Origin of the sequence: Microbispora hainanensis, from assembly GCF_006874475.1 — a bacterium.
Taxonomy (GTDB): domain Bacteria; phylum Actinomycetota; class Actinomycetes; order Streptosporangiales; family Streptosporangiaceae; genus Microbispora; species Microbispora hainanensis.
Genome location: NZ_VIRM01000003.1, coordinates 59,098 through 84,465 on the forward strand (window position 1 = coordinate 59,098; position 25,368 = coordinate 84,465).

A 25,368-nucleotide genomic window follows, 5' to 3' on the forward strand; every position below is an offset into this window, starting at 1 on the left:
CTGGCACGAAACGATCCGGACGCTGTGCCATGAGACGGATACCTGTCATGATTCTGCATCAAAACGGTCACTTCAGCATGCTTTCGCGCAGGTGGCGCCGGTGAGCTACAACGACTACGACGCTCCCCACGCCGACCTGCGCGAGCTGATCGAGCGGATCGACCGGTCCGGTCAGCTGGTACGGCTCGGCGGTGTCGACCCCCACCTCGAGCTCGGCACCCTCATCGAGCTCATCGCGCACCGCGGTGGCGAGGGCGGCCCGGCCGTCCTTTTCGACGACCTCGTGGGCGCCAAGCCCGGCCACCGCGCCTTCTCCGGCGCCACCAACTCGGCCGGACGGCTCGCCCTCACCCTCGGCCTCCCGGCGCCCGGCCATCCGCTCGACGTCGTGCGCGCGTACCGCGACCGGATGAAGACCCACCAGCCCATCCCCCCGGTCACCGTGGACGACGGCCCGGTGCTGGAGAACATCCTGCGCGACGACGAGGTGGACGTGACCGCGCTGGTCGCGCCGCTCCTGCACGAACGGGACGGCGGGCGCTACATCGGCACCGACGACCTGGTCACCATGCGCGACCCCGACGACGGCTGGGTCAACATCGGCACCTACCGGAGCATGGTGCACGGCCCCGACCGGGTCGGCCTGTGGATGTCCCCCGGCAAGCAGGGCAGGCAGATCAGGGAGAAGTACTTCTCCCGCGGCGAGCCCTGCCCGGTGCTGATCTCCTGCGGCCACGACCCGCTGCTCTTCCTCGCCTCCGGCAACGAGCTGCGTTACGGCCTGTCGGAGTACGACTACGCGGGCGGGCACCGCGGCATGCCGTTCGAGGTGGTGGCCTCCGAGCTGCACGGGCTGCCCATGCCCGCCCGGGCCGAGCTGGTGCTCGAAGGCGAGATGTATCCGGGCGACGTCGCGCCCGAGGGGCCGTTCGGCGAGTTCACCGGCTACTACGCCGGCGGCCGCTCGGACCAGCCCGTGGTGCGCGTCCGCCGCGTCTACCACCGCAACGACCCCATCGTGACCGTCGCCTCCCCCATCAGGCCCCCCTCGAACTTCTCGTACAGCAAGTGCGTGATGAAGGCGGGCATGATCTGGGACGAGGTCGAGCGGGCCGGGCTGTCCGGCGTGCAGGGCGTCTGGTGCCACGAGGCGGGGGCGGCCCGGCTGTTCAACGTCATCTCCGTCAAGCAGGCCTACGACGGCCACGCCAAGCAGGCCGGGCTGCTCGCGGCCTCCTGCCAGTCCGGCTCCTACCTCGGGCGCTTCGTCGTCGTGGTGGACGAGGACATCGACCCGACCGACATGTTCGACGTGCTGTGGGCCATGTCCACCCGGTGCGACCCGGTCGACGACATCGAGATCATCCGCCGGGCGTGGAGCGGGCCGCTCGACCCGCGCATCCCGCACGGCCAGACGCACAACTCGCGGGCCGTCATCATGGCCGTCCGCCCGTACGACCGCATCAAGGAGTTCCCGCCCGTCGCCGAGGCGAGCCCGGAGCTGCGCGAACAGGTCGCGCGCAAGTTCGCCGGCGTCCTGGCGGGACTCGGCTCCTCATCCCCCCGACAGGAGGAAGCACAATGATCAGGTTCCGCCTGGCCGCGGTCGTCGCGGTGACCGCCTCCCTCGCCCTCGGCGTCGCCGCGTGCGGCGGCGACGACTCCGCCGCCTCCGAGGACGGCGCCACCATCACCTACGGCATCTACGAGCCCGGCGCCGACTCCGGCTATCTGCTGATGGGGCAGGAGAAGAACTTCTTCGCCAAGCACGGCGTCACGGTCAAGGTCGTCCAGCTGAAGAGCGCCGCACAGGCCTTCCCCGCGCTGCTGGCCAAGCAGGTCGACGTGATCCAGGGCAACCCGAGCGAGGCGCTGCTCGCGTCGCAGAAGGGCGCGAAGCTCAAGTTCGTCGGGTCCACCATGCCGGGCCAGAACTACGCCATCTATGGCAAGAGCGACCTCGCCTCCATGTCCGCGTTGTCCGGCGCCACGCTCGCCATCTCCACCCCGACCGGCCTGCCGGCGGTGGTCGCCAAGGCCATGATGCTCCAGTCGTCCGTCGACCCGTCCTCGGTGAAGCTCGTCAACTCGGGCGGGTCGTCCGACCGCTACAAGGCCGTGGTCTCCGGGCAGGTGCAGGCCGCCTCCGCGCCGCTGGACTACACGGCGCAGGCCGCCAAGGACGGCGTCAACCTCCTCGCCCGGGCCAAGGACGTGGTGCCCGACTTCCCCCGGTACGCGCTGATCACCAGGGACGACGTGCTCCAGGCGAAGGGCGACGCGGTCACCGGTCTCATCGCCGGCCTGGTCGAGGGCATCCGCTATGCCGACGGGCATCCGGACGAGGCCAAGGCGCTGGCCGCCAAGACCCTGAAGGTGGCGGCGAACGATCCGATGATCTCCGAGACGTACAAGGAGTTCCACGACGGCGGCTACCTGGCCATGAACGGCGAGATCCCGGTCAAGCAGATCAAGTATCTCGCCGACCTCCAGGTGAAGCTCGGCATCGCCACGACGGCGATCCCGGTGGACCCGCTGGTGGACGACAGCTACCGGCAGAAGGCCGTCGGCCAGCTCGGCGAGGTCCCCTCGAACTACTACGGAGACAGCCGATGAGCGACGACCTCGCGGTGGACGTACAGGGTGTGTCCAAGGTCTTCGTCGACGACAAAGGGCGCGAGGTGCACGCGCTGCGGGACGTGACGTTCCAGGTGCGCCGCTCGGAGATCGTGGCCCTGACCGGGCGCAGCGGGTGCGGAAAGACCACCCTGCTGCGGATCATCATGGGCCTGGAGCACCCGACCTCCGGCATGGTGAAGGTGGACGGCGATCCGGTGCGCGGCTGCGGGCCCAACCGGGGCATCGTCTTCCAGAACGCGGAGCTGCTGCCCTGGCGCACCGCGCTCGCCAACGTCGAGTTCGGCCTGGAGGCCCGCGGCCTGCCGAAGGCGGAACGGCGGGCGGCCGCCGAACGGGCGATCGAGCTGGTCGGGCTGACGCACGCCGCGAACCGCCGCCCGCACGAGCTGTCCGGCGGCATGCGGCAGCGGGTCGGCATCGCCCGCGCGCTCGCCATCGACCCCGCCGTGCTGCTCATGGACGAGCCCTTCTCCGCGCTCGACGCGCAGACCAGGGAGAAGATGCAGGGCGAGCTGCTGGAGATCCACGAGCGCACCGGCAAGACCATCATCTTCGTCAGTCACGACATCGACGAGTCCGTGCTGCTCGCCGACCGCGTGGTCACCCTCGTGCCCGACCCCGGCCGGGTGCACGGGGTGCTCGACACCGCCTTCGGCCGCTCCACGTCCCTCGACGAGCGCCGCGACTCCGCGGAGTTCGCCCAGCGCCGCCACGAGCTGCTGCAACTCGTGCACGGCCGCGAGATCCGGCAGCAGGATGGAGTGTCCGCATGACCGCCCTGGCAGAGCAGGCGGCGCCCACCGACGACGAGACCGCGCTGTCCAGGAAGATCCGATCCCAGCGCCGCAGCGGCCGTGACCGCCTCGTCACCGCCGCCGGCGTGGTCGTCCTGCTGGCCATCTGGGAGATCGCCGCCCGGCAGGTCGACCCGATCCTGGCCGCGCCGCCCAGCGCCGTGCTCAGGGCGCTGATCAGCATGATCGCGGACGGCACGCTGCTCACGGCGGTGTGGGAGAGCGCCCAGCCCTTCCTGACCGGCTACGTGCTGGCCATCGTGGCCGGCGTGCCGCTGGGCCTGCTCATCGGCCGGTTCCGGGTCGTCGAGGCGGCGATCGGCTGGCTGGTCATCGCGGGCTACGCGATGCCGATGATCGCCCTCACCCCGGTCTTCATGCTCTGGTTCGGCCTGGGCTTCGCGGTCAAGGCCGCAATGGTGATGACCATGACGGTCTTCGCCATCGCCATCAACACCTGGAACGGCGTGCAGCACGTGCCGCGCACCCTCATCGAGGTCGGCACCGTCTTCTGCGCCTCGCAGCCGCGCATCCTCACCCAGATCGTGATCCCGTCCGTCATCCCGTCGATCATGACCGGGCTGCGGATCGGCATCGGCAAGGCCGTGGTCGGCATCGTGATCGCCGAGTTCTTCACCGCGATCGGCGGCGTCGGCGGGGTCATCGTGGACGCCGGGCACAGCTTCCAGCCCGACCGCATGTTCGCCGCGGTCGTCGTGCTGATGGCCGCCGCGGTCGCACTGACCGGGCTGATCGGCCTGATCGAGCGGCGGCTGGCCCCCTGGAACCGGTCGATCGCGGGAGGCTCGCGATGAACACCCCGATCGCCGGCGCACCGCGCCGGGTCGTCGTCGGCGTCTCCGGCGCGACCGGCACGGCCCTGGCCGTACGGACGCTGCAGCTGCTCGGCGCGGCGGGAGTCGAACGGCACCTCATCGTCAGCCCCGCCGCCCGGCGCACGGCGGCGTACGAGATGCCGGACGCCGCGTTCGACGCCGAGGTGGTGCACAACTTCCGCGACATCGGCGCCTCCATCGCGTCCGGCTCCTACCCGGTGGACGGGATGATCGTCATCCCGTGCAGCGTCAAGACGCTCGGCGCCATCGCCTCGGGGGTGTCGGAGAACCTGCTGGTGCGGGCCGCCGACGTGACCCTCAAGGAACGCCGCCGGCTCGTGCTGTGCGTGCGCGAGACGCCGCTGCACCTGGGACACCTGCGGGCGATGGTCACCGCGACCGAGATCGGCGCGATCATCGCGCCCCCGATGCCGGCCTTCTACTCCAATCCGGAGTCGCTGGACGACGTGGTGGACCACATCGTGGCCCGGGCGCTGTCGCTGATCGGCGTGCACGTGCCCGGCGCGCCGCCGTGGCAGGGGACTCCCGCCTCGGCGACGCGTACCGGCGGCCAGGAGCAGCCCGGCGACGCGGACCCGGCCACCGCGCTCGGACGTCCCGGCTGGTGACCCGCCGGCCCAGGGGTTCCGGTGGGAGCCCGGACGAGCGGGTGGTTCGGCACGGTTTAGGTTCGGCACGGTTTAGGTTCGGCACGGTTTAGGTTCGGCACATGACCGACGATCGGAGCCTGCCCCGGCCCGGCTGCCTCACCGGCTCGCCCGCCGGGCGGGCGCTCGCGGCAGAGCTGGAGGCCCGCTGGGCCGAACCGCACCGGCGCTACCACACCACGGCCCACCTGCGGGCGGTCCTGGCCGCGATCGAGCCGCTCGCCGCCCAGGCCGGGGACGCCGACGCCGTACGGCTGGCGGCGTGGTTCCACGATGCCGTCTACGAGGGGCGGCCCTGGTGGGACGAGGAGCGCAGCGCCCAGCTCGCCCAGGCCCGGCTGCCCGCCTGCGGCCTGCCCGCGGAGCGGGTGCGCGAGGTGGCCCGGCTCGTGCGGCTCACGGCGGGGCACGCCTACGAGCCCGGCGACAGGAACGCGGCCGTCCTGTGCGACGCCGACCTGGCGATCCTCGCGGCTCCGCCCGGCGCCTACGAGACGTACGCGAGAGCCGTACGCGAGGAGTATCGGCACGTGCCGGACGAGGCGTTCCGGGTCGGACGTGCCGGGGTGCTGCGGGAGTTGCTCGGCAAGCCCCGCCTGTTCGGCACTCCCGTGGGCCGGGACCTGTGGGAGGCGCGGGCCCGTGAGAACGTCGCCGCCGAGCTGGCCGGTCTTCTCTGATCGGCACGCCCAGGCGGCGGATCGCGTGCGAGTCGCGCGAGTGACCGCCAGGCCGGGTTGGAAGCCGCAGCCGGATCAGGCCCCGCAGACCGATGTCACTGCCCGGGTTTGGAGCCGCTGCCCGGGTTTCGAGCCGCTGCCCCGTGCACGTTCACGCGATCTGATGCCGGCCGGGCGCCTTTACGATGTAGATCAGGTGCGGGTCTTCGGACGGCGCAGGCCGGACGCGCGCAGGCGGCGCACCAGCTCCTGACTGCCGACGGGCTCGGCACCGAGGAACACGGCCCGGTCGTAGACCGTCTCCGGCACGTCGTAGTGGTCCCGGTCGAAGGCGCGCTCGGGCACGCCGAGCAGGCGGGCGAAGTCGTGCAGCTCCTCCAGCGAGCAGTCGCTGACCAGATGGGACCACAGCAGGCCCCGGGGTCCCGGCCAGTTCGGCCGGTCGATCAGCACCGCCATGCGCCCCTCCCCCGGGCCCGTCGGGTGACCCGCGGCGGCGGATCACCCACCGCGCCGCGGGTCCGGGGGGTGTCCCCCCGTGTCGTCCCGGGTGAGCATAGTCCTCGGCCCCGCCCGCCACCCCGCCGCCCGTCCCCTCCGATACGGCAGCCGACGCCGGGACCGAGGAACCCCCGAACCAGATCCGGAACCAGATCCGGAATCAGAGCGGATCCGGAGCGAATTCGAAGCGGAATCAGCTCGGATTCGGACCGGAATCAGTGCGGATGCGGTGCGGTCTCAGCACGGATTCCGGGCGAATTCAGCGCGGATTAGCGCGAATTCCGGGCGGGAAGACAGATCGCCGGAGAACGCACCGGAAATCCCCCAAGGACCACCCCGGCGGAGATCACCTCCTAGCACTTCCCGGGAACGCGCTTACATTTGGGACAGCATTTGAACTTGCGATGGTTTGTGCATCGATAAGTGCACCTGGGCGGCTTCGGATTCGTATAGGCATCACCGGGAGCCGCCCGCGTGACGGTCGCGCCGTCCACGCCGGCCGACGCCGGAGACGCCGCAGCCGGCCAGAGCGCGATCGTGCCGAGCAGCGCCGAGCCGACGATGATGCTCAATCGCCCACCTCGCATGACCTTTCTCCTCTCCATCAAGCCGCGGCGCGGCTGTTCAGGCCTTTTCTCCCTCATTGTCCGGATCCCCTCCGGGAGGCGTCCAGCCCATCGCCCGCCATCGCGCATGATCCAGGGAAAAGCCGATGCGAATCCCGGCGCGGCGATTGGCAGGGATCGATGAATGACGGGCCGGGCCGGCCTCGGAATGGCCCCGCCCCGGGTTTCCGCCGACACGGGATCTACGTCGACACGATGCGCCGCACCGGGCCGGGCCGGATTCCCCGGCGGCTTCGCCCGCATGTCCCGCGCTTTCGTCATGCCAAAGGTGCGGCGGCCCCAAAATGTCCGTCCGGCCACGGCATGGAAAGTGCCCCGGCCCGGCAAAAGCCCGCATACTCGCCATCTGGACGGCAACCGTCGGGAGCCAGGGGTCACAGGAGCCATGGGTCACGGGGGGAAGACGATGGCTGCACGAACCGTCCGGTCCGTTACCGCGCTCGCGGCGGCGGCCGTGCTGACGGCGGCGCTGCTCGTCGGCTGCGGCGGCGGCACGACCGCGGTCGTCCCGATGTCCGGAGGCGCCGCGGGGGCCGGCCCGGCGGCGGTCGCCACGCCGACCGCCGCCGAGACCGAGGACAACTCACCATGCCCGACCGGCGGAAACGTCAAGAAGTTCGCCAAGACGCGGTTCGCGCTGCACGCGGGTCTCGCGCTCGGCGCCTTTCACCGTTACATCTACAAACCGCTGCGCAGCGGCGGCTTCAAGGCCGGGGCCGACAAGCGCAAGCGCACGATCGCCAAGGCCGCGATCGCCGGCGTCTTCGCCCTGCACCAGTTGAAGGTCGCCAAGCGCTTCGCCAGGGCCAATCCGGCCCTGTGCAAGGCCGTCGAGGGCGTCAGCTCCCGGTTCAAGACGCTGGCAGGCAAGCTGCACGACGGCACCGCCACGCCGGCCGACATCGCCGCAGGCAAGAGCTCGATCGACGGCCTGCAGCGCGACGCGTTGAGGACCGGCTACAAGTTCAAGGAGCAGAACGTCACCATCCCCGGGTGAGCCGTGGGTGACGACGCCGCCGGCCCGGACCGGTCAGCTCACCTTGGAGAAGAACGCGCGGATGTCGGCGGCGAGGTGATCCGGCCGGTCCATCGCGATGAAGTGATGGCCGCCCGGGTTGTCCTCCGGCCAGTGGAGGATCGTGTTGTGCCGCTCCGCGAACCGGCGGATGCCGGGCGGTCCGCTGTAGACGCCGGTCGGCGCCGCCGTCTGGCCCTCCGGCCAGGCGAAGCCGGTGCTCTCGTAGTAGGGCCAGGCCGACGTCCCGAACGTCCCGGTGAACCAGTAGAGGCTCACGTTGGTCAGGAACAGATCCCGGTCGATCACCTCCTCAAGAGGCTTGCCGGAGGCGTTGAACTCGTGGAACTTCTGGGCCATCCAGGCCAGTGCCGCGACCGGTGAGTCATGCCAGCCGTACGTGAACGTCTGCGGCGCCGCGCGCAGCAGACCGTGGTGGTCGACGCCGTTCATCCAGTCCTGTTCCATCAGCCCGGCATAGGCCGCCCGCTCGTCCTCGGTCATCTCCGGCAGGTCCTTCTCGGTGGGGAAACCGAGACCGCTGACGACGTAGACGCCGACGACGTTGTCCGGTGCCGCCTTGGCCAGCTCCGGGGCGACGTAGGCCCCGAAGTCCCCGCCCTGCGTGCCGTACCGCTCGTAACCGAGACGACGCATCAGCCCGGCCCAGGTGCGCGCCACGCGCGCCGCGGTCCAGCCGGTGCCGCGCGGCGGTGCGGAGAAGCCGAAGCCCGGCAGGGAGGGCACCACGACGTGGAACGCCCGGCCCCCGCCGTACGCACCGGGGTCGGTGAGCCTGCCGATGAGCTCGGTGAACTCCAGGAACGAGTTCGGCCAGCCGTGCGTGAGGACGAGCGGCAGGGCGTCGGGCTCGGCGGAGCGCACGTGCAGGAAGTGGATCTCCTGACCGTCGATCTCGGTCATGAACTGCGGGAACTCGTTCAGCCGCGCCTCGTGCGCGCGCCAGTCGTACTCCTCGCGCCAGTGGCGCGCGAGCTCACGGAGGAACGCGGTGGGGACGCCACGGCTCCAGCCGTCGCCGGGCAGCTCACGGGGCCGGCGGGCGCGGTCCAGCCGGTCGTTCAGGTCGGCCAGGTCGGCCTGCGCGATCTCGATGCGGAAAGGGCGGATCTCGGGGCTCATGTCTCTCCCAGTGGGTCGCGATGACGGGATCGACGTTAGGAGCCAAGTAGGTCATGGACTGTCCTAGTTGACCGGGCATGCTTGGTCCATGAGTGACATGTCCGCACGGCTGCTCGGCCTGCTGTCGCTGCTGCAGACTCCCCGCGAGTGGCCGGGGAGCGAGCTGGCCGAGCGTCTGGGAGTCAGCCCCCGGACCATCCGCCGCGACGTCGACCGCCTGCGCGAGCTGGGATATCCGGTTCAGGCGACGATGGGCGCGGTGGGCGGTTACCGGCTCGCCGCGGGCGCCGCGATGCCGCCGCTGCTGCTCGACGACGAGGAGGCGGTGGCCATCGCCGTCGGCCTGCGTACGGCCGCCGCGCACCCGGTGGAGGGCATCGACGAGGCGTCCGTGCGGGCCCTGGCCAAGCTGGAGCAGGTGCTGCCGTCGCGGCTGCGGCACCGGGTGAGCTCGCTCGCCGCCGCGACCGTCCCGATGCTCGCCGGAGCCGAGCCGTCGGTGGATCCGCGGACCCTGACGGTGCTCGCCGGAGCCGCCGCCAACCGCGAGCGGCTGCGCTTCGCCTACCGGTCCGCGGACGGCGCCGAGACCAGGCGCCTGACCGAGCCGTACCGCCTGGTCGCCTCCGGACGCCGGTGGTATCTCATGGCGTTCGACAACGACCGCGACGACTGGCGGATCTTCCGCGCCGACCGGATCGGCGACCCCCATCCGACCGGCGTACGGTTCCCGGGACGCGTGCCGCCGGACCAGGACCCGGCCGAGTTCGTCACCGCCACACTGCACTCGTCCGCGCCGGTTTACGAGGTGGTGGCGACGCTACGCCTGCCGGCCGGTCAGGCGGCACGCCGGCTCGGCGCCGCCGCGGGGAGCGTCGAGCCGATCGACGACCACAGCTGCCGCCTGCGCGGGCGGGCCGACACCCTGGAGTGGCTCGCGTCGCGCCTGCTCATGCTCGGCTGCGAGTTCGCGGTGCACGAGCCGCCGGAGCTGCGGGCGTATCTGCGTGCGCTGAGCACGCGCGCCGCTCACGCCTCGGCACTCGGCAATTAACCTATTGACTTGGTAGGAAATACGGGCAACTCTGGTGGCGAATCCTTCGTCGTCAACAGCGAGGTGTGTCCATGTCCGTCGTCGAACTCCAGGGCGAGTTAGGCGGCGCGGTCCGGGCGGGTCCCCGGCCGCGTCCCCGCTCCGCCACGGCTCGCGGTCCGCGGAGGGGGTGGCACAGGTGGGTCAGCCCCCTCGTCGTCGTGCTGCTGTGGCAGCTCGCCAGCACGCTCGGGCTGCTGCCCGCCCGGTTGCTCGCCGCCCCGTCGCAGATCGCCGCGACCGCGCTCGACCTGGTGGGCTTGGGGACGCTGCCCACGGCGATCACGGTGTCCCTCGAACGGGTGCTCCTCGGCTTCGCCGCCGGCGCGCTCGCGGGCGTCGGCCTCGCGCTGGTCGCCGGGCTGAGCCGGGCCGGTGAGAGCGCCGTCGACCCGATCATGCAGATGCTCCGGGCGCTGCCGTTCTTCGGCCTGATCCCGCTGTTCATCCTCTGGTTCGGGATCGGGGAGACGCCCAAGGTGCTGCTGGTGGCGCTCGCCGTCTCCTTTCCGCTCTACCTCAACACGTTCGCGGGCATCCGGGGCGTGGACGGCAAGCTCGCCGAGGTCGCCCGTACGCTGCGGCTCGGCCGGGCCGCGCTCGTACGGCACATCGTGCTGCCCGGCGCGCTCCCCCAGACGCTCGTCGGGCTGCGGCAGAGCCTCGGCGTGGCCTGGCTGGCGCTGATCGTGGCCGAGCAGATCAACGCCGACGCCGGCCTCGGCTACATGATCAACGACGCGCGGGAGTTCCTGCGCACCGACGTGATCGTGGTCGGCCTGCTCGTCTACAGCGCGCTCGGCCTGCTCACCGACGCCCTGGTCCGGCTGCTGGAAAGGAGGGCGCTGGTATGGCGGCGCGAGTTCCTGTCCCGGTGAGTGGCACGGTGAACAGCACGGTGACCGGCACGGCGACCGGCACGGTGACCGGCACGGTGAGCGACGCGGCGGACGCCCCGGTGAACGCTTCGGTGAACGCTTCGGTGAGTGGCACGGCGGTGGCCACCGTGCGCGGGCTCACCCGGCGCTTCGGCGACCGCACCGTGCTCGACGGCCTCGACCTGACGATCGAACGCGGCGAGTTCGTCGCGCTCCTCGGTCGCAGCGGCTCGGGCAAGTCCACGCTGCTGCGCGCGCTCGCCGGCCTGGACGAGGAGGTCGAGGGCGGCCTGGAGGTGGACGGCTCGGTCGCCGTGGCCTTCCAGGAGCCCCGGCTGGTGCCGTGGAAGCGGGTGCGCGACAACCTGACGCTCGGCCTGAACGTGCCCGACCCGGCCGGCCGGGCGGAGGCGGCGCTGGCCGAGGTGGGCCTGGCCGACCGCGCACGGGCGTGGCCGCTGACGCTGTCCGGCGGCGAGGCGCAGCGGGCGAGCCTGGCCCGCGCGCTCGTCCGCGACCCGGGGCTGCTGCTGCTCGACGAGCCGTTCAGCGCCCTCGACGCGCTGACCCGGATCACCGTGCACCGCCTGGTGCTCGACCTGTGGGCGGCGCACGGCCCTGCCGTGCTGCTGGTGACCCACGACGTGGACGAGGCGCTGCTGCTGGCCGACCGGATCCTGGTGCTCGACGGCGGGCGCCTCGCACACGAGTGGACGGTCACCGCGCCGCGCCCCCGGCACCGCGACCACCCCGACCTGCTCACCCTGCGCGCGGCCCTGCTGTCCGCGCTGGGCGTCACCCCGGAGGGACCCGCATGACCAGGAGACCGCTCGCCGCGCTGCTGATCGTCCTCGCGGCCGTCACGGCCTGCGCCTCGACGGGACAGGGCACGTCCGGAGGGAACGACGGACAGGCCGCGGGCCGCGTCACCCTCCGGGTCGGCGACCAGAAGGCCGGGTCGCAGGCCCTTCTCAAGGCCGCGGGGCTGCTCGACGGCACCTCCTACGCGATCACGTGGTCGCAGTTCACCTCCGGTCCGCCGCTGCTTGAGGCGGTCAACGCGGGCGCGGTCGACATCGGCGGCGTGGGCAACACCCCGCCCGTCTTCGCCGCCGCCTCCGGCTCGAAGATCAAGATCGTGTCGGCGTACCGGCAGAGTGCCAAGGGATCGGCGATCGTCGTCCCCGACGGGTCGGCGATCACGTCGCCCGCGCAGCTCAAGGGCAAGAAGATCGCGGTGGCGAAGGGCAGCTCCGCCCACTACCACCTGCTGGCGGTCCTGAAGAAGGAGGGCCTGTCGTTCAAGGACATCCAGCCGCAGTATCTCCAGCCCGCCGACGCCCTGGCCGCGTTCTCGTCGGGCACCGTCGACGCCTGGGCCATCTGGGACCCCTTCACCTCGCAGGCCGAGATCCAGCACAAGGCCCGGCTCCTGATCGACGGCCAGGGCGTCGTCAACGGCCTGGGCTTCCAGGTCGCCGCTCCCGCCGCGCTCGAAGACGCGAGCAGGCGGGCCGCGATCGACGACTTCCTCACGCGTCTCGCCAAGGCGCGGAACTGGGCCGCCGGCCACCTGGACGAGTGGGCGAAGGTGTGGGCGCAGGAGACGGGCCTGCCGGTCGAGGTGGCGAACGCCGCCGTGGCCAACGCCGTCGCCACCCCCGTCGTGATCGACGACGCGGTCGTCGCCTCGGAACAGGAGATCGCCGACGCGTTCACGGCCGAGGGCCTCGTGCCGGGCACCATCACCTTCTCCCAGTTCGTCGACGACCGCTTCAACGACGTCGTCAGGAAGGCGCAGCAATGAGATTCCACTGGTTCCTGCCCACCTCGGGAGACGGCCGCTCCATCACCGGCGGCGGACACGGCCTGGCACGCCGGCACGGGCAGCCGAGAGCCGCGGCGTCTCGGCCGCCCACGATCGACTACCTCGCCCAGGTCGCCCGCGCGGCCGAGCATGCCGGGTTCGAGGCCGTGCTCACCCCCACAGGCACCTACTGCGAGGACGCCTGGCTGGTCACCGCCGCGCTGACCCAGGTGACGACGCGGCTGAAGTTCCTGGTGGCGTTCCGGCCGGGGGCGCTGTCCCCGACGCTCGCGGCGCAGATGGCCGCCACCTACCAGCGGATCTCCGGCGGCCGGCTGCTGCTCAACGTGGTGACCGGCGGCGAGGCGGCCGAGCAGCGGCGGTTCGGCGACCATCTGGGCAAGGACGAGCGGTACGCGCGGACCTCGGAGTTCCTGTCGATCGTGCGCGGCGCCTGGGACGGCCCGTTCGACTTCAGGGGCGACTACTACGAGGTCGAGGGGGCGACGGTCGCCGAGCGGCCCGACCCGGTGCCCGAGCTGTACTTCGGCGGCTCCTCGGCCGCCGCGGGCCCGGTGGCGGCCCGGCACGTGGACGTCTATCTCACCTGGGGCGAGCCGCCGTCCCAGGTCGCGGCAAAGCTCGACTGGATGCGCGAGCTGGCCGCCGCCGAGGGCCGCACGCTGCGCTTCGGCATCCGGCTGCACGTGATCACGAGGGACACCTCCAAGGAGGCGTGGGCGGAGGCCGGGCGGCTGCTCGACCAGATCTCCCCCGAGGACATCGCGTCGGCGCGGGCCGTCCTGTCCCGCAGCGAGTCGGTCGGGCAGCAGCGGATGCTCGCGCTCCACGAGGGCTTCCGCGGCGGCGGGCCCAGGGACCTGGAGATCCACCCCGGGCTGTGGGCGGGGGTCGGCCTGGTGCGCGGCGGCGCGGGCACCGCGCTGGTCGGCAGCCACGCGGAGGTCGCCGACCTCGTGGAGGAGTACGCCTCACTCGGCGTGGAGGAGTTCGTCCTGTCGGGCTACCCGCACCTGGAGGAGGCCCTCTGGTTCGGCGAGGGCGTGCTGCCCGAGCTGCGCGGGCGCGGTGTGCTCGGCGCCGCCGAGCCCGTACGGCTCAGCGCCTGACGGCGTCGCCCACCGGGGCTCCGTGGCCGTGACAGGAGGTCCCGGCACCAGCGGTCAGAAGCCCCGCCGTCCGGCAGGCGGTCCGGCCCTCGTCGCCGTCAGAGGCGGTCGGGGGCCTCGCCGCGCTCGCGGATCAGGGCGGTGAGCTGGGCCACCGCCCGCCGCGATCGTTCCCGCTCGGTGCTCTGGATGCCCATCGCGCCCAGGCTGTCCCCGTTGGCGAGGTCCAGCTTGGGCCAGGGATCGCCCTCCACCATCGTGACGTCCAGCACCTCGGCCCACTCGAAGCGGTGGACCCTCAGGGCGTTCACCACCGTGATCCCCTGCTCGTCCGCCGTGACCCGCAGGCGGCCGAGCAGGTGGAGCACGCACGCCACCGCCACGCCGAAGGCGACCATGCCCAGCCGGTCGGGGAGCCGGAACTGCTCCGGCAGCCCGACGGCCAGCAGGATCGAGCCGATCACCATCACCGCCGCCATGCCGTACGCGATGATCGTCGTGATGCGGGGACGCCACGTGACGGGCAGCGGAGGCGCGCTCTCAGGCATGACGACCCCCGCGGCCCGGCCCGGCGAGGCGGTGTACGGCGTCCCCGGCCTGCGGGGCCGCGGGCGGATACTGCGTGATCACCAGTCAAGTCTTCCCGACTCGGCGCTGCGGATGCGAGGACTGCGGATGCGAGGGCTGCGGCTTCGCAGGCTGCGGTTCACGTGACCGGGCGAGGTCAGCCGGCGAGGCCGCGAAGGAGGAGGGCGGTCTCCAGGGCGGCGATCGTCGCCTCATACCCCTTGTCCTCCTTGCTGCCCGGCACGCCGGACCGGTCAACCGCCTGATCAAGGGTGTCACAGGTGAGCACCCCGTTGCCCACCGGGGTCGACTCGTCGAGCGAGACCCTGGTCAGGCCCGTGGTCACCGAGTCGCAGACGTAGTCGAAGTGGGCCGTCTCCCCGCGGACCACCACGCCGAGCGCGACGACGGCGTCGCAGCGCCGGGCCAGGGCCTGCGCGACCACCGGGATCTCCAGCGACCCGGCCACGCGGGCCGTGACCGCGGCCGCGCCGCTGTCGCGCGCCGCCTGCTCCGCCCTCGCGAGCAACTGGTCGGTGATCTTCTCGTGCCACCGGGCCGCGACGATGCCGACGGTCAGCCCGCCCGCGTCCACCGCCGCCGCGTCCGGCCGTCCAGCGCCGCTCATGAAGCCTCCTTGCCGAAGTGTTCGCCGTGAATGTCCCGGGGGACTTCGCCCGAGATCTCGTGACCGAGCCGGTCGCGCTTGGCGGTCAGATACTTCTCGTTGTAGGGGTTCATCGCCACCGGCATGGGCTCGCGGCCCAGGACCTTGATGCCGTAGCCGTCCATGCCCCGCACCTTGGCCGGGTTGTTGGTCAGCAGCCGCACCGACTTCACGCCGAGGTCGGCGAGCATCTGCCCGGCATTGGAGAACTCCCTGGCGTCCACCGGCAGCCCCAGCTCCAGGTTGGCGTCGACGGTGTCGCTGCCGTTGTCCTGCAGGCTGTAGGCCCGCAGCTTGGCCAGCAGGCCGATGCCCCGCCCTTCGTGGCCGCGCAGGTAGACGATCACGCCGCGCCCGTTCTCGGCGATCATGCGCATGGCGGTGTCGAGCTGCACGCCGCAGTCGCAGCGCAGCGAGCCGAGCACGTCGCCGGTGAGGCATTCCGAGTGCGCCCGGACGAGCACGTTCTCGCCGTCCTCGATGTCGCCGTACACCAGCGCGACGTGCTCGCCGCCGTCGAGCGCGCTGGCGTAGCCGTACGCCCGCCAGACACCGTAGCGGTTGGGGATGCGCGTCTCGGCGACCCTGGTGACCATCCGCTCGGACCTGCGGCGGTGCTCGATGAGCTGCTCGATCGACACGAGCGCGAGGTCGTGCTCGTCGGCGAACTCGCGCAGGCGGGGCAGGCGCGCCATCGTGCCGTCATCGTTGACGATCTCGGCGAGCGCGCCGGCCGGGGTCAGCCCGGCGAGCCTGGCGAGGTCCACCGACGCCTCGGTGTGCCCGGGCCGCGCCAGCACGCCGCCCTCCCGGTAACGCAGCGGGAAGATGTGCCCCGGCCGGACCAGCTCGTACGGCTCGGTGGCCGAGTCGCACAGCGTCCTGATCGTCTTGGCCCGGTCGGCGGCGGAGATGCCCGTCGTCACCCCGTCCCTGGCGTCCACACTGATCGTGTACGCGGTGCGCAGGCGCTCGCGGTTGTCCTGCACCATGAGCGGCAGGCCGAGCCGGTCGAGCGTGGCGCCCTCCACGCCGACGCAGATGACGCCGCTCGTGTAGCGGATCATGAAGGCGACCAGCTCGGGCGTGGCCTTCGACGCCGCGAAGATGAGGTCGCCCTCGTTCTCGCGGTTCTCGTTGTCCACCACCACGACGGGCTTGCCGTCCCTGATGTCGTTGACGGCCCGCTCGATCGGATCCAGCCCGATCCCGCTCATGGGGCGCCTTCCCTCACTCATGCGGTCACCGCCCGCAACTCGCGCGACCGGCGCAGCCAGTCACGGAACCCGATCATCACCATCACGAAGAACAGTCCGTACACGAGGCCGGAGACCACCAGCCCGGACCTGAACGCCAGCGGCACCCCCACGAGGTCCACGGCGACCCAGATGATCCAGAAGTCGACCAGCGCCTTGCCCTGCGCCCAGGTCGCCACCGCGCTGCCGACGAAGATGTAGGCGTCCGGCCACGGCGCCCAGGAGATGTTCCAGCCCTGGGAGTTGAGGAAGGTGAACAGCAGCGCGACCGCGACCGTCCCGGCGATCATGACGCCCACGAGCGCCCCGCGCTCCCGCACGCGCGCCGAGCGGATCGGCAGCTCCGCGCCGCCGCGCGTGCCGCGCGACCACTTCACCCAGCCGTAGACCGCGAGGATGCCGAACAGCGCCTGCTTGAGCGCGTTGCCGGTGATGTGCGCGCTGAACGACGCCGTGAACAGCAGCACGGAGCCGACGAGCTGCACCGGCCAGGTCCAGATCGTCTTCCTGATCGCGAGCCACACGGTGCCCAGCGCGCACACGTTGCCCACCAGGTCGGTCCACAGGACGCGCTGTCCCAAGACGTCGAACCCGGCCTCCGTCCAGCTCATGCCGAGGCCCCCTTGGCGGTCGCCGCGGTGAGCTTCTCGACATACTTGGCGATCACGTCGACCTCGAGGTTGACCGGCTCGCCGGGCTGCTTGCGGCCGAGCGTGGTGAGGTCGAGAGTGGTGGGGATCAGGCTGACGGAGAAGGTGTCCTCCGTCACGGCGGCCACGGTGAGGCTGACGCCGTCCACCGCGATCGAGCCCTTCTCGACGACATAGCGGGCGAGGTTCGCGGGCAGCGAGAGCCGCACGACCTCCCAGTGCTCCCCGGGCTCGCGCGACAGCACCTCCCCGGTGCCGTCGACGTGGCCCTGCACGATGTGCCCGCCGAGCCGCTGGTCGGCGCGTACGGCACGCTCCAGGTTGACCCGCGAGCCGGGGCGCAGCGCCCCGAGCGACGACCGGTCGAGGGTCTCCTTCATCACGTCGGCGGTGAAGGAGTCTCCCTCGGCGCCGGCCACCGTGAGGCAGACGCCGTTGACGGCGATCGAGTCGCCGTGCCGGGCGTCGCCGGTGACGACCGGGCCGCGCACCGTGAGGCGCGCGGAGTCGCCCAGCGGCTCGAGTGCCACGACCTCGCCGAGCTCCTCGACGATTCCGGTGAACATTCAGCTCTCCTTAGGGGACTGCGGGGCGGAGGACTTGGGACGCAGGACGAGCCTCAGGTCCGGCCCGACAGGGGTGACGCCGGCGAACTCCAGCCGGTGGATCTCGGTGATCGTGGAGGCGCCCGCGGGGCCGAGCGCGGCCGTCCCCGCCCCCAGCAGGGCCGGGGCGAGGTAGCCGACGACCCGGTCGACCAGGCCCTCCCGGAGAAAGGAGCCGGCGAGGAGGGGCCCGCCTTCGATCAGCACGCTCACGACCTGCCTGCCGTGCAGCTCGGCCAGGAGCGCGCGCAGGTCGATCCCGCCGGGGACGCGCGGGAGCCGTACGGCGTGGGGGGACAGGTGGGCGGGAACGGCCGCGTCCTCGGCCACGGCGACCAGCGTCGGAGCCTCGCCGTCCAGGACGCGGGCGGCGGCCGGGGTGCGGGCGTCGGAATCCACGACCACGCGCAGCACGGGCGCCTCGCGGAGCGGGGCGGGGACGCGGGCGGTGAGCCGGGGGTCGTCGGCGAGCACGGTGCCGATGCCGGCGACGACGGCGTCGCTCTCGGCCCGCAGGCGGTGCACGTCGGCCCTGGCCTCGGGCGAAGTGATCCACTGGCTGGTGCCGTCCTCGGCCGCCGAGCGGCCGTCCACCGTGGCGGCGAACTTCCAGGTCACGTACGGCCGGCCGGCCCGCACGGAGGTCAGCCAGGCGGCGTTGACCTCCTCGGCCTCGGCGGTCAGCACGCCCTCGTCCACCACCACGCCGTGCTCCCGCAGGACGGCGGCGCCGCCCGCGGCCTTCGGGTTGGGATCGGAGACGGCGACGACGACCCGGGCCACGCCCGCCTCAAGGAGGGCGGCGGAGCAGGGGCCGGTCCTGCCGGTGTGGTTGCAGGGCTCCAGCGTCACGTAGGCCGTGCCGCCCCTGGCCCGTTCGCCGGCCTCGCGCAGCGCCACGACCTCGGCGTGCGGCCCTCCGGCGTAGGCGTGGAAGCCCTCGCCCGCGACCTCGCCCGAGCGATCGAGGATCACACAGCCGACGACGGGATTGGGGCTGGTGCCGCCCAGGCCCCGGGCGGCGAGCGCGATCGCGCGCCGCATGTGAAGGATGTCCTGTGAGGTCACCCCGGTCTTCCTCTCGCCGTTGTCTACGGCGGGCCCCGGGGTTCGTTCGGGATGCGGCCTCGCATCACCTGCACGGACGGCCTCGCTGCCGGCGCGGCCACACGGCCGCCCGGCGGCACCACGACCGCCCGTTCGCGCGCTTCCTCCCATCCGGACTTTCACCGTCGGTCCTGGAATCTCACCAGGTCCACCGGCCGATGGCTTCGGCCGGGTCGCGGACTTCACCCCTGGGGGCAGGGATGTCACCGCCGGTTCGGAATTACACCGACCCCGGAGCACGCTGCTCTGCTACCCGTCAGTGTAGCCGTGCCCGGCTCGTCGCCCGAAGGTGGGATTGGGGTGATCTGTAGCACACGCTTACCAGTTGCGTTTCGTCTCGGCAGTGTGCGAGTTGTGTCACAAAGTTGTGACACAAAAGCATTTGTGTAATAAGGAGTGTTCCGCGCCGCGTATACCGAGGTCAATGCGGTCACAGGACACAAGGTGATTTACTTTGCACAACGAAGCAAGCATGCGGCGAACTGCCCGCCTCAAGTGATTGACCCCTGCAAAATTAGTTGCCAGGGTTCCCTATAGTCGGATCTCTTCCGATCGTTAATGGTCCATCCGGGAGCACCGCACCATGACGTTCCCCTCCTCGACCGCGACCGACGCCGGCGCGGAGTCCGCGGACACCGCGGACGCCGCAGGCACGGCCGGTTCCGGTCCTGCCGTCGTCGGCCGCTCGCCCGGCCAGCTCATGTGGCGCCGCTTCCGGCGCGACAAGACGGGCGTGGTCTCGGCCATCATCGTGCTCGCGTTCTTCCTGATCGCGTTGCTGGCTCCCGTGATCGCCTCGCTGTACGGCAAGGATCCGTACACGACCTACGGCCAGAACCAGCCCGGCCTGCTCAACGACTTCGGCTACCCGATCGCGCCCAACGGCGGCATCAGCGGCGACTTCTGGTTCGGCCTGGAGCCCGGCCTGGGCCGCGACGTGTTCACCCAGCTCGTGTTCGGCATCCGCACCTCGCTGAGCATCGCCCTCGTCGTGACGGTGATCACCACCATCATCGGCGTCGCGATGGGCATCACCTCCGGCTACCTCGGCGGCAAGACCGACTACGTGATCGGCCGGGTCATCGACACGCTGCTCGCCTTCCCCTCGCAGCTCTTCCTGATCGTCTTCCTGCCGGTCGTCGAGGCCGCGATCGTGCTGCCGGAGGAGGAGACGCCCGTCTGGCTGCGCTACGTGTCCATCTGCGTCGTCCTCACCGTCCTCGGCTGGGCCACGATCGCCCGGTTGCTCCGCGCACAGGTGCTGTCGCTGCGGGCGCGCGAGTTCGTCGAGGCCGCCCGCGTCACCGGCGCGTCGCCGTTCAGGGTGATCTTCAAGGAGCTCCTGCCCAACCTCTGGACTCCGATCATCATCCAGTCCACGCTCGCGCTCCCGCTGTACGTGGGCGCCGAGGCCGGTCTCGGCTTCCTGGGCGTCGGCATGACGGAGCCCACCCCCGACTGGGGCCGGATGTTCCAGGTGGGGGTGAACGTCTACCACTCCGACGTGACCTACCTCCTGTTCCCCGGCGTCGCGATGCTGATCTTCGTCGTCGCCTTCAACCTGCTCGGGGACTCCATCCGCGACGCCTTCGACCCCAAGACAAAGCGCTGACCACACGCGCTCTCCCCCATAGGAAGGACCACATGAGATCGCATAGCAGGCGGATCGCCTCGATGACGGCCGTGCTTGCGGCAGGCGCGCTCGCCCTCGCCGGCTGCGCCAAGGGCGGTGGCGGCGGGGCGCCCCAGGGCGCTGCGGGCACCTCGCAGAAGCCGCTGGAGAACAAGGCCGTCAGCGCCATCTCGGTCGGCACCGCGGCCGACTCCACCGGCCCCGCTCCCGAGGTGCCGGGCGCCAAGCCCGGCGGCACGGTCTACATGATCGACCGGGACGACTTCAGCCACCTGGACCCGGGCCGCGTCTACGTGAACTACAACTCCTCGGTGTCCCACCTGTTCACCCGCCAGCTCACCGCGTACAAGCACGACGACTCGGGCGACATCAAGCTCGTCGGCGACCTGGCCACCGACACCGGCACCACCACCGACAACGGCAAGACGTGGAAGTTCACGCTCAAGGACGGCCTGAAGTGGCAGGACGGCTCGCCGATCACCTCCGCTGACATCAAGTACAGCTTCGAGCGCCTGTTCGCCGACTTCATCACCGAGGGCCCGGACTACGCCGAGACGTGGCTGGTGCCGGACCCGAAGAAGCCGTTCCGCGACCAGTACAAGGGCCCGTACGACGGCAAGGAGCTCGACACGATCGAGACTCCGGACGACAAGACGGTGGTCTTCCACCTCAACGGGGAGCACCCGGACTTCAACTTCACCGTGGCCATGACCGGCTACGGCGCCGTGCCCAAGGCGCAGGACACGAAGCAGAAGTACGACAAGCAGCCGTTCTCCTCGGGTCCGTACAAGATCGTGAGCCACATCACGGACAAGTCGCTGGACCTGGAGCGCAACGAGAACTGGGACCCGAAGACGGACCCGATCCGGCACGCGTACCCGGACAAGTTCCACATGGAGTTCGGCCTGCAGGCGCAGCAGACCACCGAGCGCTTCATGGCCGACACGGGCAACGACAAGCAGGCGTTCACCTTCCACAACCCGGTCGCCCCCGAGCGGGTCCAGGAGGTGCTGGGCGACGCCGAGCTGATGAAGCGGTCGCTGCAGGGCCTGACGCCGTTCACGACCTTCTACAACATCAACACCACGCGGGTCACCGACGTCAACGTCCGCAAGGCCATCATCACGGCCTGGCCGTCCAAGCAGATCCAGCAGCTCCAGGGCGGTGAGATCTCGGCCGGCAAGATCGCCACGACGGTCATGAGCCCGACGGTCCTCGGCTACGAGCAGTTCGACCTGTACAACAAGCTCCAGAAGCCCGAGGGCGACCCCGAGGCGGCCAAGGCGCTGCTCGCCAAGTCGGGCGACCCGAACCCGACCGTCGTCTACGCCTACAACCAGACCCCGGTCCAGGAGAAGGTCACCGTCGCCATCAAGGAGGCGCTGACCAAGGCCGGCTTCAAGGTCGTGGCCAAGCCCCTCAACCCGACGACGTACTACGACGCCATCGGCCCGGTGGACAACAAGTTCGACATCTACTGGGGCGGCTGGGCGGCCGACTGGCCGACCGGATCGACCTCGATCCAGCCGCAGTACGACGGCCGGCTGATCTCCGACAACCAGCCGAACTACACGCACCTCAACCTGCCGGAGATCAACGACGCCATCGACAAGGCGAACGCGATCAGCGACCCGACCGAGGCCGGCAAGGCGTGGGCCGCGATCGACCGGCAGATCATGGACCAGGCCGCGATCGTCCCCGAGTTCTACCAGACCTACTTCGGTCTGTACGGCTCGGGTCTCGGCGGGGTCAAGTTCGACCCGATCGAGGGTGAGCAGTCGGCCCTCGACATCTACGTGAAGTAGCAGCAACCCGGGTCCGCCGTCCCCTCACCGGGGCGGCGGGCCCCCTGCCCGTCCCGCCCGCAGGAGCAAGTGCGAGACCATGACCAGCTACCTGGTACGCCGCGTCGCCGGCGCCCTCGTGATCCTGATGATCATCAGCGCGATCACGTTCTACCTCTTCTACGCCGTCCCGCGTGACCCCGCCCGGGCGTTCTGCGGCAAGATCTGCCAGCCCGAGACGCTGGCGTTGATCCGGCACAACCTGGGCATGGACGAGCCGCTGTTCGTGCAGTACTGGCACTGGCTGGCGGGCATCTTCACCGGCCGCGAGTTCGTCCAGTTCGGCGAGTGCCCGGCGCCCTGCCTCGGCTACTCCTTCGCCACCCAGGAGCCCGTCTTCGGCGCCATCGTCGACCGCTTCCCGGTGACGCTGTCGCTCACCCTGGGCGCGTCGGTGGTCATCCTGGCGTTCGGCATCATGACCGGCATGATCGCGGCCTGGAAGGTCGGGCAGCCGCTCGACAAGATCGCCAGTGCCTCGTCGGTCGTCGGAGCCTCGCTCCAGATCTACTTCGTCGGGCCGCTGCTGGCGTTCTACCTCGTGGACACCCTGCAGCTGATCCCCCGCCCGTCGTACGTGCCGATCACCGAGAACCCGGTGGAGTGGTTCACCCACCTGCTGCTGCCGTGGGTGGTGTTGTCGATCATCTTCACCGCCAACTACACGCGCATGACCCGATCGCAGATGGTCGAGCAGCTCGCCGAGGACTACGTCCGCACGGCCCGCGCCAAGGGCATGTCGAGCAAGGCGGTCTTCTTCCGCTTCGCCTGGCGTGGCGCGATGATCCCCATTGTCACGATCTTCGGTGTCGACCTCGCCACGCTCCTGGGCGGCGCGATCATCACCGAGCAGACGTTCAGCCTGCACGGCATCGGCGAGCTCGCCGTACGCGCCGTGCAGAACACCGACCTGCCGATGCTGCTCGGCGTGACCATCGTGGGCGCGGCGGCGATCGTCCTGCTGAACATCCTGGTGGACGTGCTCTACGCGTTCATCGACCCGCGGGTCCGCCTGACCTGAGCCCGCCCTGCCAACGCCCTACCAAGTCGAACCGGGAACTGGAGCAGCAAGTGACCACCGTGTCGTGGAGCGGCGAGCCGGGGACCTCGCGCGGCCCCGGGCCGTTCCTGTCCGTCCGCGACCTGAGCGTCGAGTTCAGCACCGAGGACGGCATCGTGCACGCCGTCGACAACCTGTCCTTCGATCTGGAGAAGGGCACGACGCTCGGCATCGTCGGCGAGTCCGGATCGGGCAAGTCGGTGACCAACCTCGCCATCCTCGGCCTGCACGACCCCGCCCACACGAAGATCAGCGGGGAGATCTGGCTGGAGGACCAGGAGCTGACCTCGGCGGACGGCACCACGATGGAGCAGCTCCGCGGCAACCGCGTCGCGATGATCTTCCAGGACCCGCTGACCGCACTGTCGCCGTTCCACACGATCGGCCGGCAGATCGGCGAGGTCTACCGCAAGCACAAGGGCGCGAGCAAGAAGGAGGCCCGCGACCGGGCCATCGAGATGCTCCGCCGCGTGGGCATCCCCCAGCCGGAGACGCGGGTGGACCACTACCCGCACGAGTTCTCCGGCGGCATGCGCCAGCGCGCGATGATCGCGATGGCGCTGGTGTGCGACCCCGACCTGCTCATCGCCGACGAGCCGACGACCGCACTCGACGTGACCGTGCAGGCGCAGATCCTCGACCTGCTCAAGGAACTCCAGCAGCAGTTCGGCACCTCGATCATCCTGATCACCCACGACCTCGGCGTCGTGGCCGGCACCGCCGACAACGTCATGGTCATGTACGCCGGGCGGGCCGCCGAGCGCGGCACCGTCCGGGAGGTGCTGCGCGAGCCGCAACACCCCTACACCTGGGGCCTGCTGTCGTCGATGCCGCGCCTGAACGCGTCCGTCGACGTCCCGCTGACGCCGGTGCGCGGCACTCCCCCGAGCCTGCTGAACCCGCCGTCCGGATGCCCGTTCCACCCGCGCTGCGACTACACGAAGCTCGCCGGGCCGGAGCTGTGCTTCGGCCAGCGGCCGTCGATCTCCCCGGAGACCGGGCACGGCGACGCCTGCTACCTCACGCTGGAGCAGAAGAGGGAACTCCGCACCGCGAAGACCGAGGACCACGCATGAACGAGACGCTGCTGGAGCTCAAGGACCTGGTCAAGCACTTCCCCGTGCGGGGCGGCGCGCTGATCAAGCGTCAGGTGGGGGCCGTCCACGCGGTGGACGGCATCGACCTCACGGTCGGCGAGGGCGAGACCGTCGGCCTGGTGGGCGAGTCGGGCTGTGGCAAGTCCACCAGCGGCCGCCTGGCGGCCCGCCTGCTCGAACCGACCTCGGGCAAGATCCTCTATCGGGGCCAGGAAATCAGCCACAGCTCGCGCCGGCAGCTCAAGCCGATCCGGTCCGAGATCCAGATGATCTTCCAGGACCCCTACAGCTCGCTCAACCCCCGCCACACCGTGGGCACGATCATCCGCGGGCCGATGGAGGTCAACGACATCAACCCGCCCGGCGGGCGCAAGAAGCGGGTCCAGGAGCTGCTGGAGATCGTCGGCCTCAACCCCGAGCACTTCAACCGCTTCCCGCACGAGTTCTCCGGCGGCCAGCGGCAGCGCATCGGGATCGCCCGGGCCCTGGCGCTCGACCCGAAGCTCATCATCGCCGACGAGCCGGTCTCGGCGCTGGACGTCTCCATCCAGGCCCAGGTGGTCAACCTGCTGCAGGAGCTGCAGCGCGACCTCGGCATCGCGTTCCTGTTCATCGCGCACGACCTCGCGATCGTGCGGCACTTCTCGCAGCGCGTCGCCGTGATGTACCTCGGCAAGATCGTGGAAGTGGGCGACCGTCAGTCGATCTACGAGCGGCCCCGGCATCCGTACACGCACGCCCTGCTGTCGGCGGTGCCCGAGCCGGACGTGTCGAGCGAGCCACGCGAGCGCATCCGCCTGGCCGGCGACGTCCCGTCGCCGATCAACCCGCCGTCCGGCTGCCGGTTCCGCACGCGCTGCTGGAAGGCCCAGGACAAGTGCGCCACCGAGGTGCCGCCCCTGGTCAGGCTCAGCGGCAACCGCGAGGGTCACCTGACCGCCTGCCACTTCCCCGATGCGCCCACCACACAGGGCGAGGACGTGGTCCTCGACCCCGCCCTCGCCTGACACGCTCTCACTGACACACGCCACGGGCGCGGCCCCCTCGGGGGCTCGCGCCCGTCGCCGTTTT

General features: G+C 70.9%; 27 protein-coding genes and 1 riboswitch. Of the genes, 19 read left to right on the forward strand and 8 right to left on the reverse strand.

Annotated elements, in window-relative coordinates; all coding sequences use genetic code 11:
- The first annotated feature begins 100 nt into the window (after positions 1-100).
- From FLX08_RS03190 to FLX08_RS03215, 6 genes are all read left to right on the forward strand, one after another.
- The gene (locus FLX08_RS03190) at positions 101-1,585 is read left to right on the forward strand and encodes a UbiD family decarboxylase (protein ID WP_167530255.1); all 1,485 of its coding nucleotides are present in this window, start codon (positions 101-103) and stop codon (positions 1,583-1,585) included.
- The gene (locus FLX08_RS03195) at positions 1,582-2,616 is read left to right on the forward strand and encodes an ABC transporter substrate-binding protein (protein WP_142616671.1); all 1,035 of its coding nucleotides are present in this window, start codon (positions 1,582-1,584) and stop codon (positions 2,614-2,616) included. The genes FLX08_RS03190 and FLX08_RS03195 overlap by 4 nt, the downstream gene beginning before the upstream one ends.
- Entirely contained in the window at positions 2,613-3,413 is an 801-nt protein-coding gene (locus tag FLX08_RS03200) for an ABC transporter ATP-binding protein (protein WP_142616672.1), read from the forward strand. Before FLX08_RS03195 ends, FLX08_RS03200 begins: the two co-directional genes overlap by 4 nt.
- Positions 3,410-4,249 carry an ABC transporter permease gene (locus tag FLX08_RS03205; protein WP_142616673.1) on the forward strand — a complete coding sequence of 280 codons (840 nt, stop codon included), beginning with the start codon at positions 3,410-3,412 and terminating at the stop codon, positions 4,247-4,249. Before FLX08_RS03200 ends, FLX08_RS03205 begins: the two co-directional genes overlap by 4 nt.
- The gene (locus FLX08_RS03210; protein ID WP_142616674.1) at positions 4,246-4,899 is read left to right on the forward strand and encodes a UbiX family flavin prenyltransferase; all 654 of its coding nucleotides are present in this window, start codon (positions 4,246-4,248) and stop codon (positions 4,897-4,899) included. Before FLX08_RS03205 ends, FLX08_RS03210 begins: the two co-directional genes overlap by 4 nt.
- Positions 4,900-5,000: 101 nt before the next feature.
- A complete protein-coding gene (locus FLX08_RS03215) occupies positions 5,001-5,618 on the forward strand; it encodes an HD domain-containing protein (protein WP_142616675.1) in 618 nt (205 codons plus the stop codon).
- A gap of 192 nt (positions 5,619-5,810) precedes the next feature.
- Here the strand turns inward: FLX08_RS03215 and FLX08_RS03220 are convergent, their stop codons facing one another.
- Entirely contained in the window at positions 5,811-6,077 is a 267-nt protein-coding gene (locus FLX08_RS03220; RefSeq protein WP_142616676.1) for a DUF4031 domain-containing protein, read from the reverse strand.
- A 516-nt stretch (positions 6,078-6,593) separates the two neighbouring features.
- On the opposite strand from FLX08_RS03220, the gene FLX08_RS03225 reads away from it, so the two are divergent.
- The gene (locus FLX08_RS03225) at positions 6,594-6,869 is read left to right on the forward strand and encodes a hypothetical protein (protein ID WP_142616677.1); all 276 of its coding nucleotides are present in this window, start codon (positions 6,594-6,596) and stop codon (positions 6,867-6,869) included.
- A 282-nt stretch (positions 6,870-7,151) separates the two neighbouring features.
- Positions 7,152-7,742 (forward strand): hypothetical protein, encoded by a 591-nt coding sequence (locus tag FLX08_RS03230; RefSeq protein WP_208761238.1) that lies wholly within the window; start codon positions 7,152-7,154, stop codon positions 7,740-7,742.
- Positions 7,743-7,775: 33 nt separating this feature from the next.
- Here FLX08_RS03230 and FLX08_RS03235 read toward each other — a convergent pair whose 3' ends face one another.
- The gene (locus tag FLX08_RS03235) at positions 7,776-8,903 is read right to left on the reverse strand and encodes an epoxide hydrolase family protein (RefSeq protein ID WP_142616678.1); all 1,128 of its coding nucleotides are present in this window, start codon (positions 8,901-8,903) and stop codon (positions 7,776-7,778) included.
- 88 nt (positions 8,904-8,991) lie between these two features.
- Here FLX08_RS03235 and FLX08_RS03240 point away from each other — a divergent pair, with 88 nt between their 5' ends.
- The 5 genes from FLX08_RS03240 (at position 8,992) to FLX08_RS03260 (ending at position 13,811) form a co-directional block, all read left to right on the forward strand.
- Entirely contained in the window at positions 8,992-9,957 is a 966-nt protein-coding gene (locus tag FLX08_RS03240; protein WP_142616679.1) for a helix-turn-helix transcriptional regulator, read from the forward strand.
- 71 nt (positions 9,958-10,028) lie between these two features.
- A complete protein-coding gene (locus tag FLX08_RS03245; protein WP_142616680.1) occupies positions 10,029-10,874 on the forward strand; it encodes an ABC transporter permease in 846 nt (281 codons plus the stop codon).
- A 92-nt stretch (positions 10,875-10,966) separates the two neighbouring features.
- Positions 10,967-11,692, forward strand: coding sequence for an ABC transporter ATP-binding protein (locus FLX08_RS03250; RefSeq protein ID WP_425280611.1), 726 nt, complete (start codon positions 10,967-10,969; stop codon positions 11,690-11,692).
- The gene (locus tag FLX08_RS03255) at positions 11,689-12,681 is read left to right on the forward strand and encodes an ABC transporter substrate-binding protein (RefSeq protein WP_142616682.1); all 993 of its coding nucleotides are present in this window, start codon (positions 11,689-11,691) and stop codon (positions 12,679-12,681) included. Before FLX08_RS03250 ends, FLX08_RS03255 begins: the two co-directional genes overlap by 4 nt.
- Positions 12,678-13,811, forward strand: coding sequence for an LLM class flavin-dependent oxidoreductase (locus tag FLX08_RS03260; RefSeq protein ID WP_142616683.1), 1,134 nt, complete (start codon positions 12,678-12,680; stop codon positions 13,809-13,811). The genes FLX08_RS03255 and FLX08_RS03260 overlap by 4 nt, the downstream gene beginning before the upstream one ends.
- A gap of 98 nt (positions 13,812-13,909) precedes the next feature.
- On the opposite strand, the gene FLX08_RS03265 is transcribed toward FLX08_RS03260, so the two are convergent.
- Positions 13,910-14,359, reverse strand: coding sequence for a PH domain-containing protein (locus tag FLX08_RS03265; protein ID WP_142616684.1), 450 nt, complete (start codon positions 14,357-14,359; stop codon positions 13,910-13,912).
- On the opposite strand from FLX08_RS03265, the gene FLX08_RS40360 reads away from it, so the two are divergent.
- Positions 14,358-14,525, forward strand: coding sequence for a hypothetical protein (locus tag FLX08_RS40360; protein ID WP_167530256.1), 168 nt, complete (start codon positions 14,358-14,360; stop codon positions 14,523-14,525). The two genes, FLX08_RS03265 and FLX08_RS40360, sit on opposite strands and share 2 nt — an antisense overlap.
- Before the next feature lie 10 nt (positions 14,526-14,535).
- Here FLX08_RS40360 and ribH read toward each other — a convergent pair whose 3' ends face one another.
- From ribH to ribD, 5 genes are read right to left on the reverse strand one after another with little or no spacing between them, the layout of a single operon-like run.
- Positions 14,536-15,006 carry a 6,7-dimethyl-8-ribityllumazine synthase gene (gene ribH, locus FLX08_RS03270; RefSeq protein WP_142616685.1) on the reverse strand — a complete coding sequence of 157 codons (471 nt, stop codon included), beginning with the start codon at positions 15,004-15,006 and terminating at the stop codon, positions 14,536-14,538.
- Positions 15,003-16,262 carry a bifunctional 3,4-dihydroxy-2-butanone-4-phosphate synthase/GTP cyclohydrolase II gene (locus tag FLX08_RS03275; protein ID WP_142616686.1) on the reverse strand — a complete coding sequence of 420 codons (1,260 nt, stop codon included), beginning with the start codon at positions 16,260-16,262 and terminating at the stop codon, positions 15,003-15,005. Before FLX08_RS03275 ends, ribH begins: the two co-directional genes overlap by 4 nt.
- 17 nt (positions 16,263-16,279) lie before the next feature.
- Entirely contained in the window at positions 16,280-16,912 is a 633-nt protein-coding gene (locus FLX08_RS03280; protein ID WP_142616687.1) for a nicotinamide mononucleotide transporter family protein, read from the reverse strand.
- Positions 16,909-17,517: a riboflavin synthase gene (locus FLX08_RS03285; protein WP_142616688.1), complete on the reverse strand. Its 609-nt coding sequence runs from the start codon at positions 17,515-17,517 to the stop codon at positions 16,909-16,911. Before FLX08_RS03285 ends, FLX08_RS03280 begins: the two co-directional genes overlap by 4 nt.
- Complete coding sequence (gene ribD / locus FLX08_RS03290; RefSeq protein WP_244312314.1) at positions 17,518-18,624, reverse strand: bifunctional diaminohydroxyphosphoribosylaminopyrimidine deaminase/5-amino-6-(5-phosphoribosylamino)uracil reductase RibD; 1,107 nt, start codon at positions 18,622-18,624, stop codon at positions 17,518-17,520.
- 132 nt (positions 18,625-18,756) lie between these two features.
- A riboswitch (FMN riboswitch) is annotated at positions 18,757-18,907 on the reverse strand.
- A 339-nt stretch (positions 18,908-19,246) separates the two neighbouring features.
- Here ribD and FLX08_RS03295 point away from each other — a divergent pair.
- The 5 genes from FLX08_RS03295 to FLX08_RS03315 all read left to right on the forward strand — a co-directional run bounded on the left by FLX08_RS03295 (position 19,247) and on the right by FLX08_RS03315 (position 25,304).
- Complete coding sequence (locus FLX08_RS03295) at positions 19,247-20,275, forward strand: ABC transporter permease (RefSeq protein ID WP_142616689.1); 1,029 nt, start codon at positions 19,247-19,249, stop codon at positions 20,273-20,275.
- 62 nt (positions 20,276-20,337) lie between these two features.
- Positions 20,338-22,101 carry an ABC transporter substrate-binding protein gene (locus FLX08_RS03300; protein ID WP_208761239.1) on the forward strand — a complete coding sequence of 588 codons (1,764 nt, stop codon included), beginning with the start codon at positions 20,338-20,340 and terminating at the stop codon, positions 22,099-22,101.
- A 79-nt stretch (positions 22,102-22,180) separates the two neighbouring features.
- A complete protein-coding gene (locus FLX08_RS03305; RefSeq protein WP_142616691.1) occupies positions 22,181-23,161 on the forward strand; it encodes an ABC transporter permease in 981 nt (326 codons plus the stop codon).
- Positions 23,162-23,211: 50 nt separating this feature from the next.
- Positions 23,212-24,276, forward strand: a complete 1,065-nt coding sequence (locus FLX08_RS03310; protein WP_142616692.1) for an ABC transporter ATP-binding protein — start codon at positions 23,212-23,214, stop codon at positions 24,274-24,276.
- Positions 24,273-25,304 (forward strand): ABC transporter ATP-binding protein, encoded by a 1,032-nt coding sequence (locus FLX08_RS03315; protein WP_142616693.1) that lies wholly within the window; start codon positions 24,273-24,275, stop codon positions 25,302-25,304. Before FLX08_RS03310 ends, FLX08_RS03315 begins: the two co-directional genes overlap by 4 nt.
- Positions 25,305-25,368: the final 64 nt, after the last annotated feature.

Bases quoted from the DNA above. Each gene is read 5' to 3' on its own strand.
- FLX08_RS03275 (WP_142616686.1), bottom strand. From the start codon at position 16,262: ATGAGCGGGATCGGGCTGGATCCGATCGAGCGGGCCGTCAACGACATC.
- FLX08_RS03260 (WP_142616683.1), top strand. From the start codon at position 12,678: ATGAGATTCCACTGGTTCCTGCCCACCTCGGGAGACGGCCGCTCCATC.
- FLX08_RS03255 (WP_142616682.1), top strand. From the start codon at position 11,689: ATGACCAGGAGACCGCTCGCCGCGCTGCTGATCGTCCTCGCGGCCGTC.
- FLX08_RS03245 (WP_142616680.1), top strand. From the start codon at position 10,029: ATGTCCGTCGTCGAACTCCAGGGCGAGTTAGGCGGCGCGGTCCGGGCG.
- FLX08_RS03295 (WP_142616689.1), top strand. From the start codon at position 19,247: ATGACGTTCCCCTCCTCGACCGCGACCGACGCCGGCGCGGAGTCCGCG.
- FLX08_RS03210 (WP_142616674.1), top strand. From the start codon at position 4,246: ATGAACACCCCGATCGCCGGCGCACCGCGCCGGGTCGTCGTCGGCGTC.
- FLX08_RS03230 (WP_208761238.1), top strand. From the start codon at position 7,152: ATGGCTGCACGAACCGTCCGGTCCGTTACCGCGCTCGCGGCGGCGGCC.
- FLX08_RS03235 (WP_142616678.1), bottom strand. From the start codon at position 8,903: ATGAGCCCCGAGATCCGCCCTTTCCGCATCGAGATCGCGCAGGCCGAC.
- FLX08_RS03280 (WP_142616687.1), bottom strand. From the start codon at position 16,912: ATGAGCTGGACGGAGGCCGGGTTCGACGTCTTGGGACAGCGCGTCCTG.
- FLX08_RS03200 (WP_142616672.1), top strand. From the start codon at position 2,613: ATGAGCGACGACCTCGCGGTGGACGTACAGGGTGTGTCCAAGGTCTTC.
- FLX08_RS03220 (WP_142616676.1), bottom strand. From the start codon at position 6,077: ATGGCGGTGCTGATCGACCGGCCGAACTGGCCGGGACCCCGGGGCCTG.
- FLX08_RS03215 (WP_142616675.1), top strand. From the start codon at position 5,001: ATGACCGACGATCGGAGCCTGCCCCGGCCCGGCTGCCTCACCGGCTCG.
- FLX08_RS03300 (WP_208761239.1), top strand. From the start codon at position 20,338: ATGACGGCCGTGCTTGCGGCAGGCGCGCTCGCCCTCGCCGGCTGCGCC.
- FLX08_RS03240 (WP_142616679.1), top strand. From the start codon at position 8,992: ATGAGTGACATGTCCGCACGGCTGCTCGGCCTGCTGTCGCTGCTGCAG.
- FLX08_RS03265 (WP_142616684.1), bottom strand. From the start codon at position 14,359: ATGCCTGAGAGCGCGCCTCCGCTGCCCGTCACGTGGCGTCCCCGCATC.
- FLX08_RS40360 (WP_167530256.1), top strand. From the start codon at position 14,358: ATGACGACCCCCGCGGCCCGGCCCGGCGAGGCGGTGTACGGCGTCCCC.
- FLX08_RS03195 (WP_142616671.1), top strand. From the start codon at position 1,582: ATGATCAGGTTCCGCCTGGCCGCGGTCGTCGCGGTGACCGCCTCCCTC.
- FLX08_RS03205 (WP_142616673.1), top strand. From the start codon at position 3,410: ATGACCGCCCTGGCAGAGCAGGCGGCGCCCACCGACGACGAGACCGCG.
- FLX08_RS03285 (WP_142616688.1), bottom strand. From the start codon at position 17,517: ATGTTCACCGGAATCGTCGAGGAGCTCGGCGAGGTCGTGGCACTCGAG.
- ribH (WP_142616685.1), bottom strand. From the start codon at position 15,006: ATGAGCGGCGCTGGACGGCCGGACGCGGCGGCGGTGGACGCGGGCGGG.
- FLX08_RS03315 (WP_142616693.1), top strand. From the start codon at position 24,273: ATGAACGAGACGCTGCTGGAGCTCAAGGACCTGGTCAAGCACTTCCCC.
- FLX08_RS03305 (WP_142616691.1), top strand. From the start codon at position 22,181: ATGACCAGCTACCTGGTACGCCGCGTCGCCGGCGCCCTCGTGATCCTG.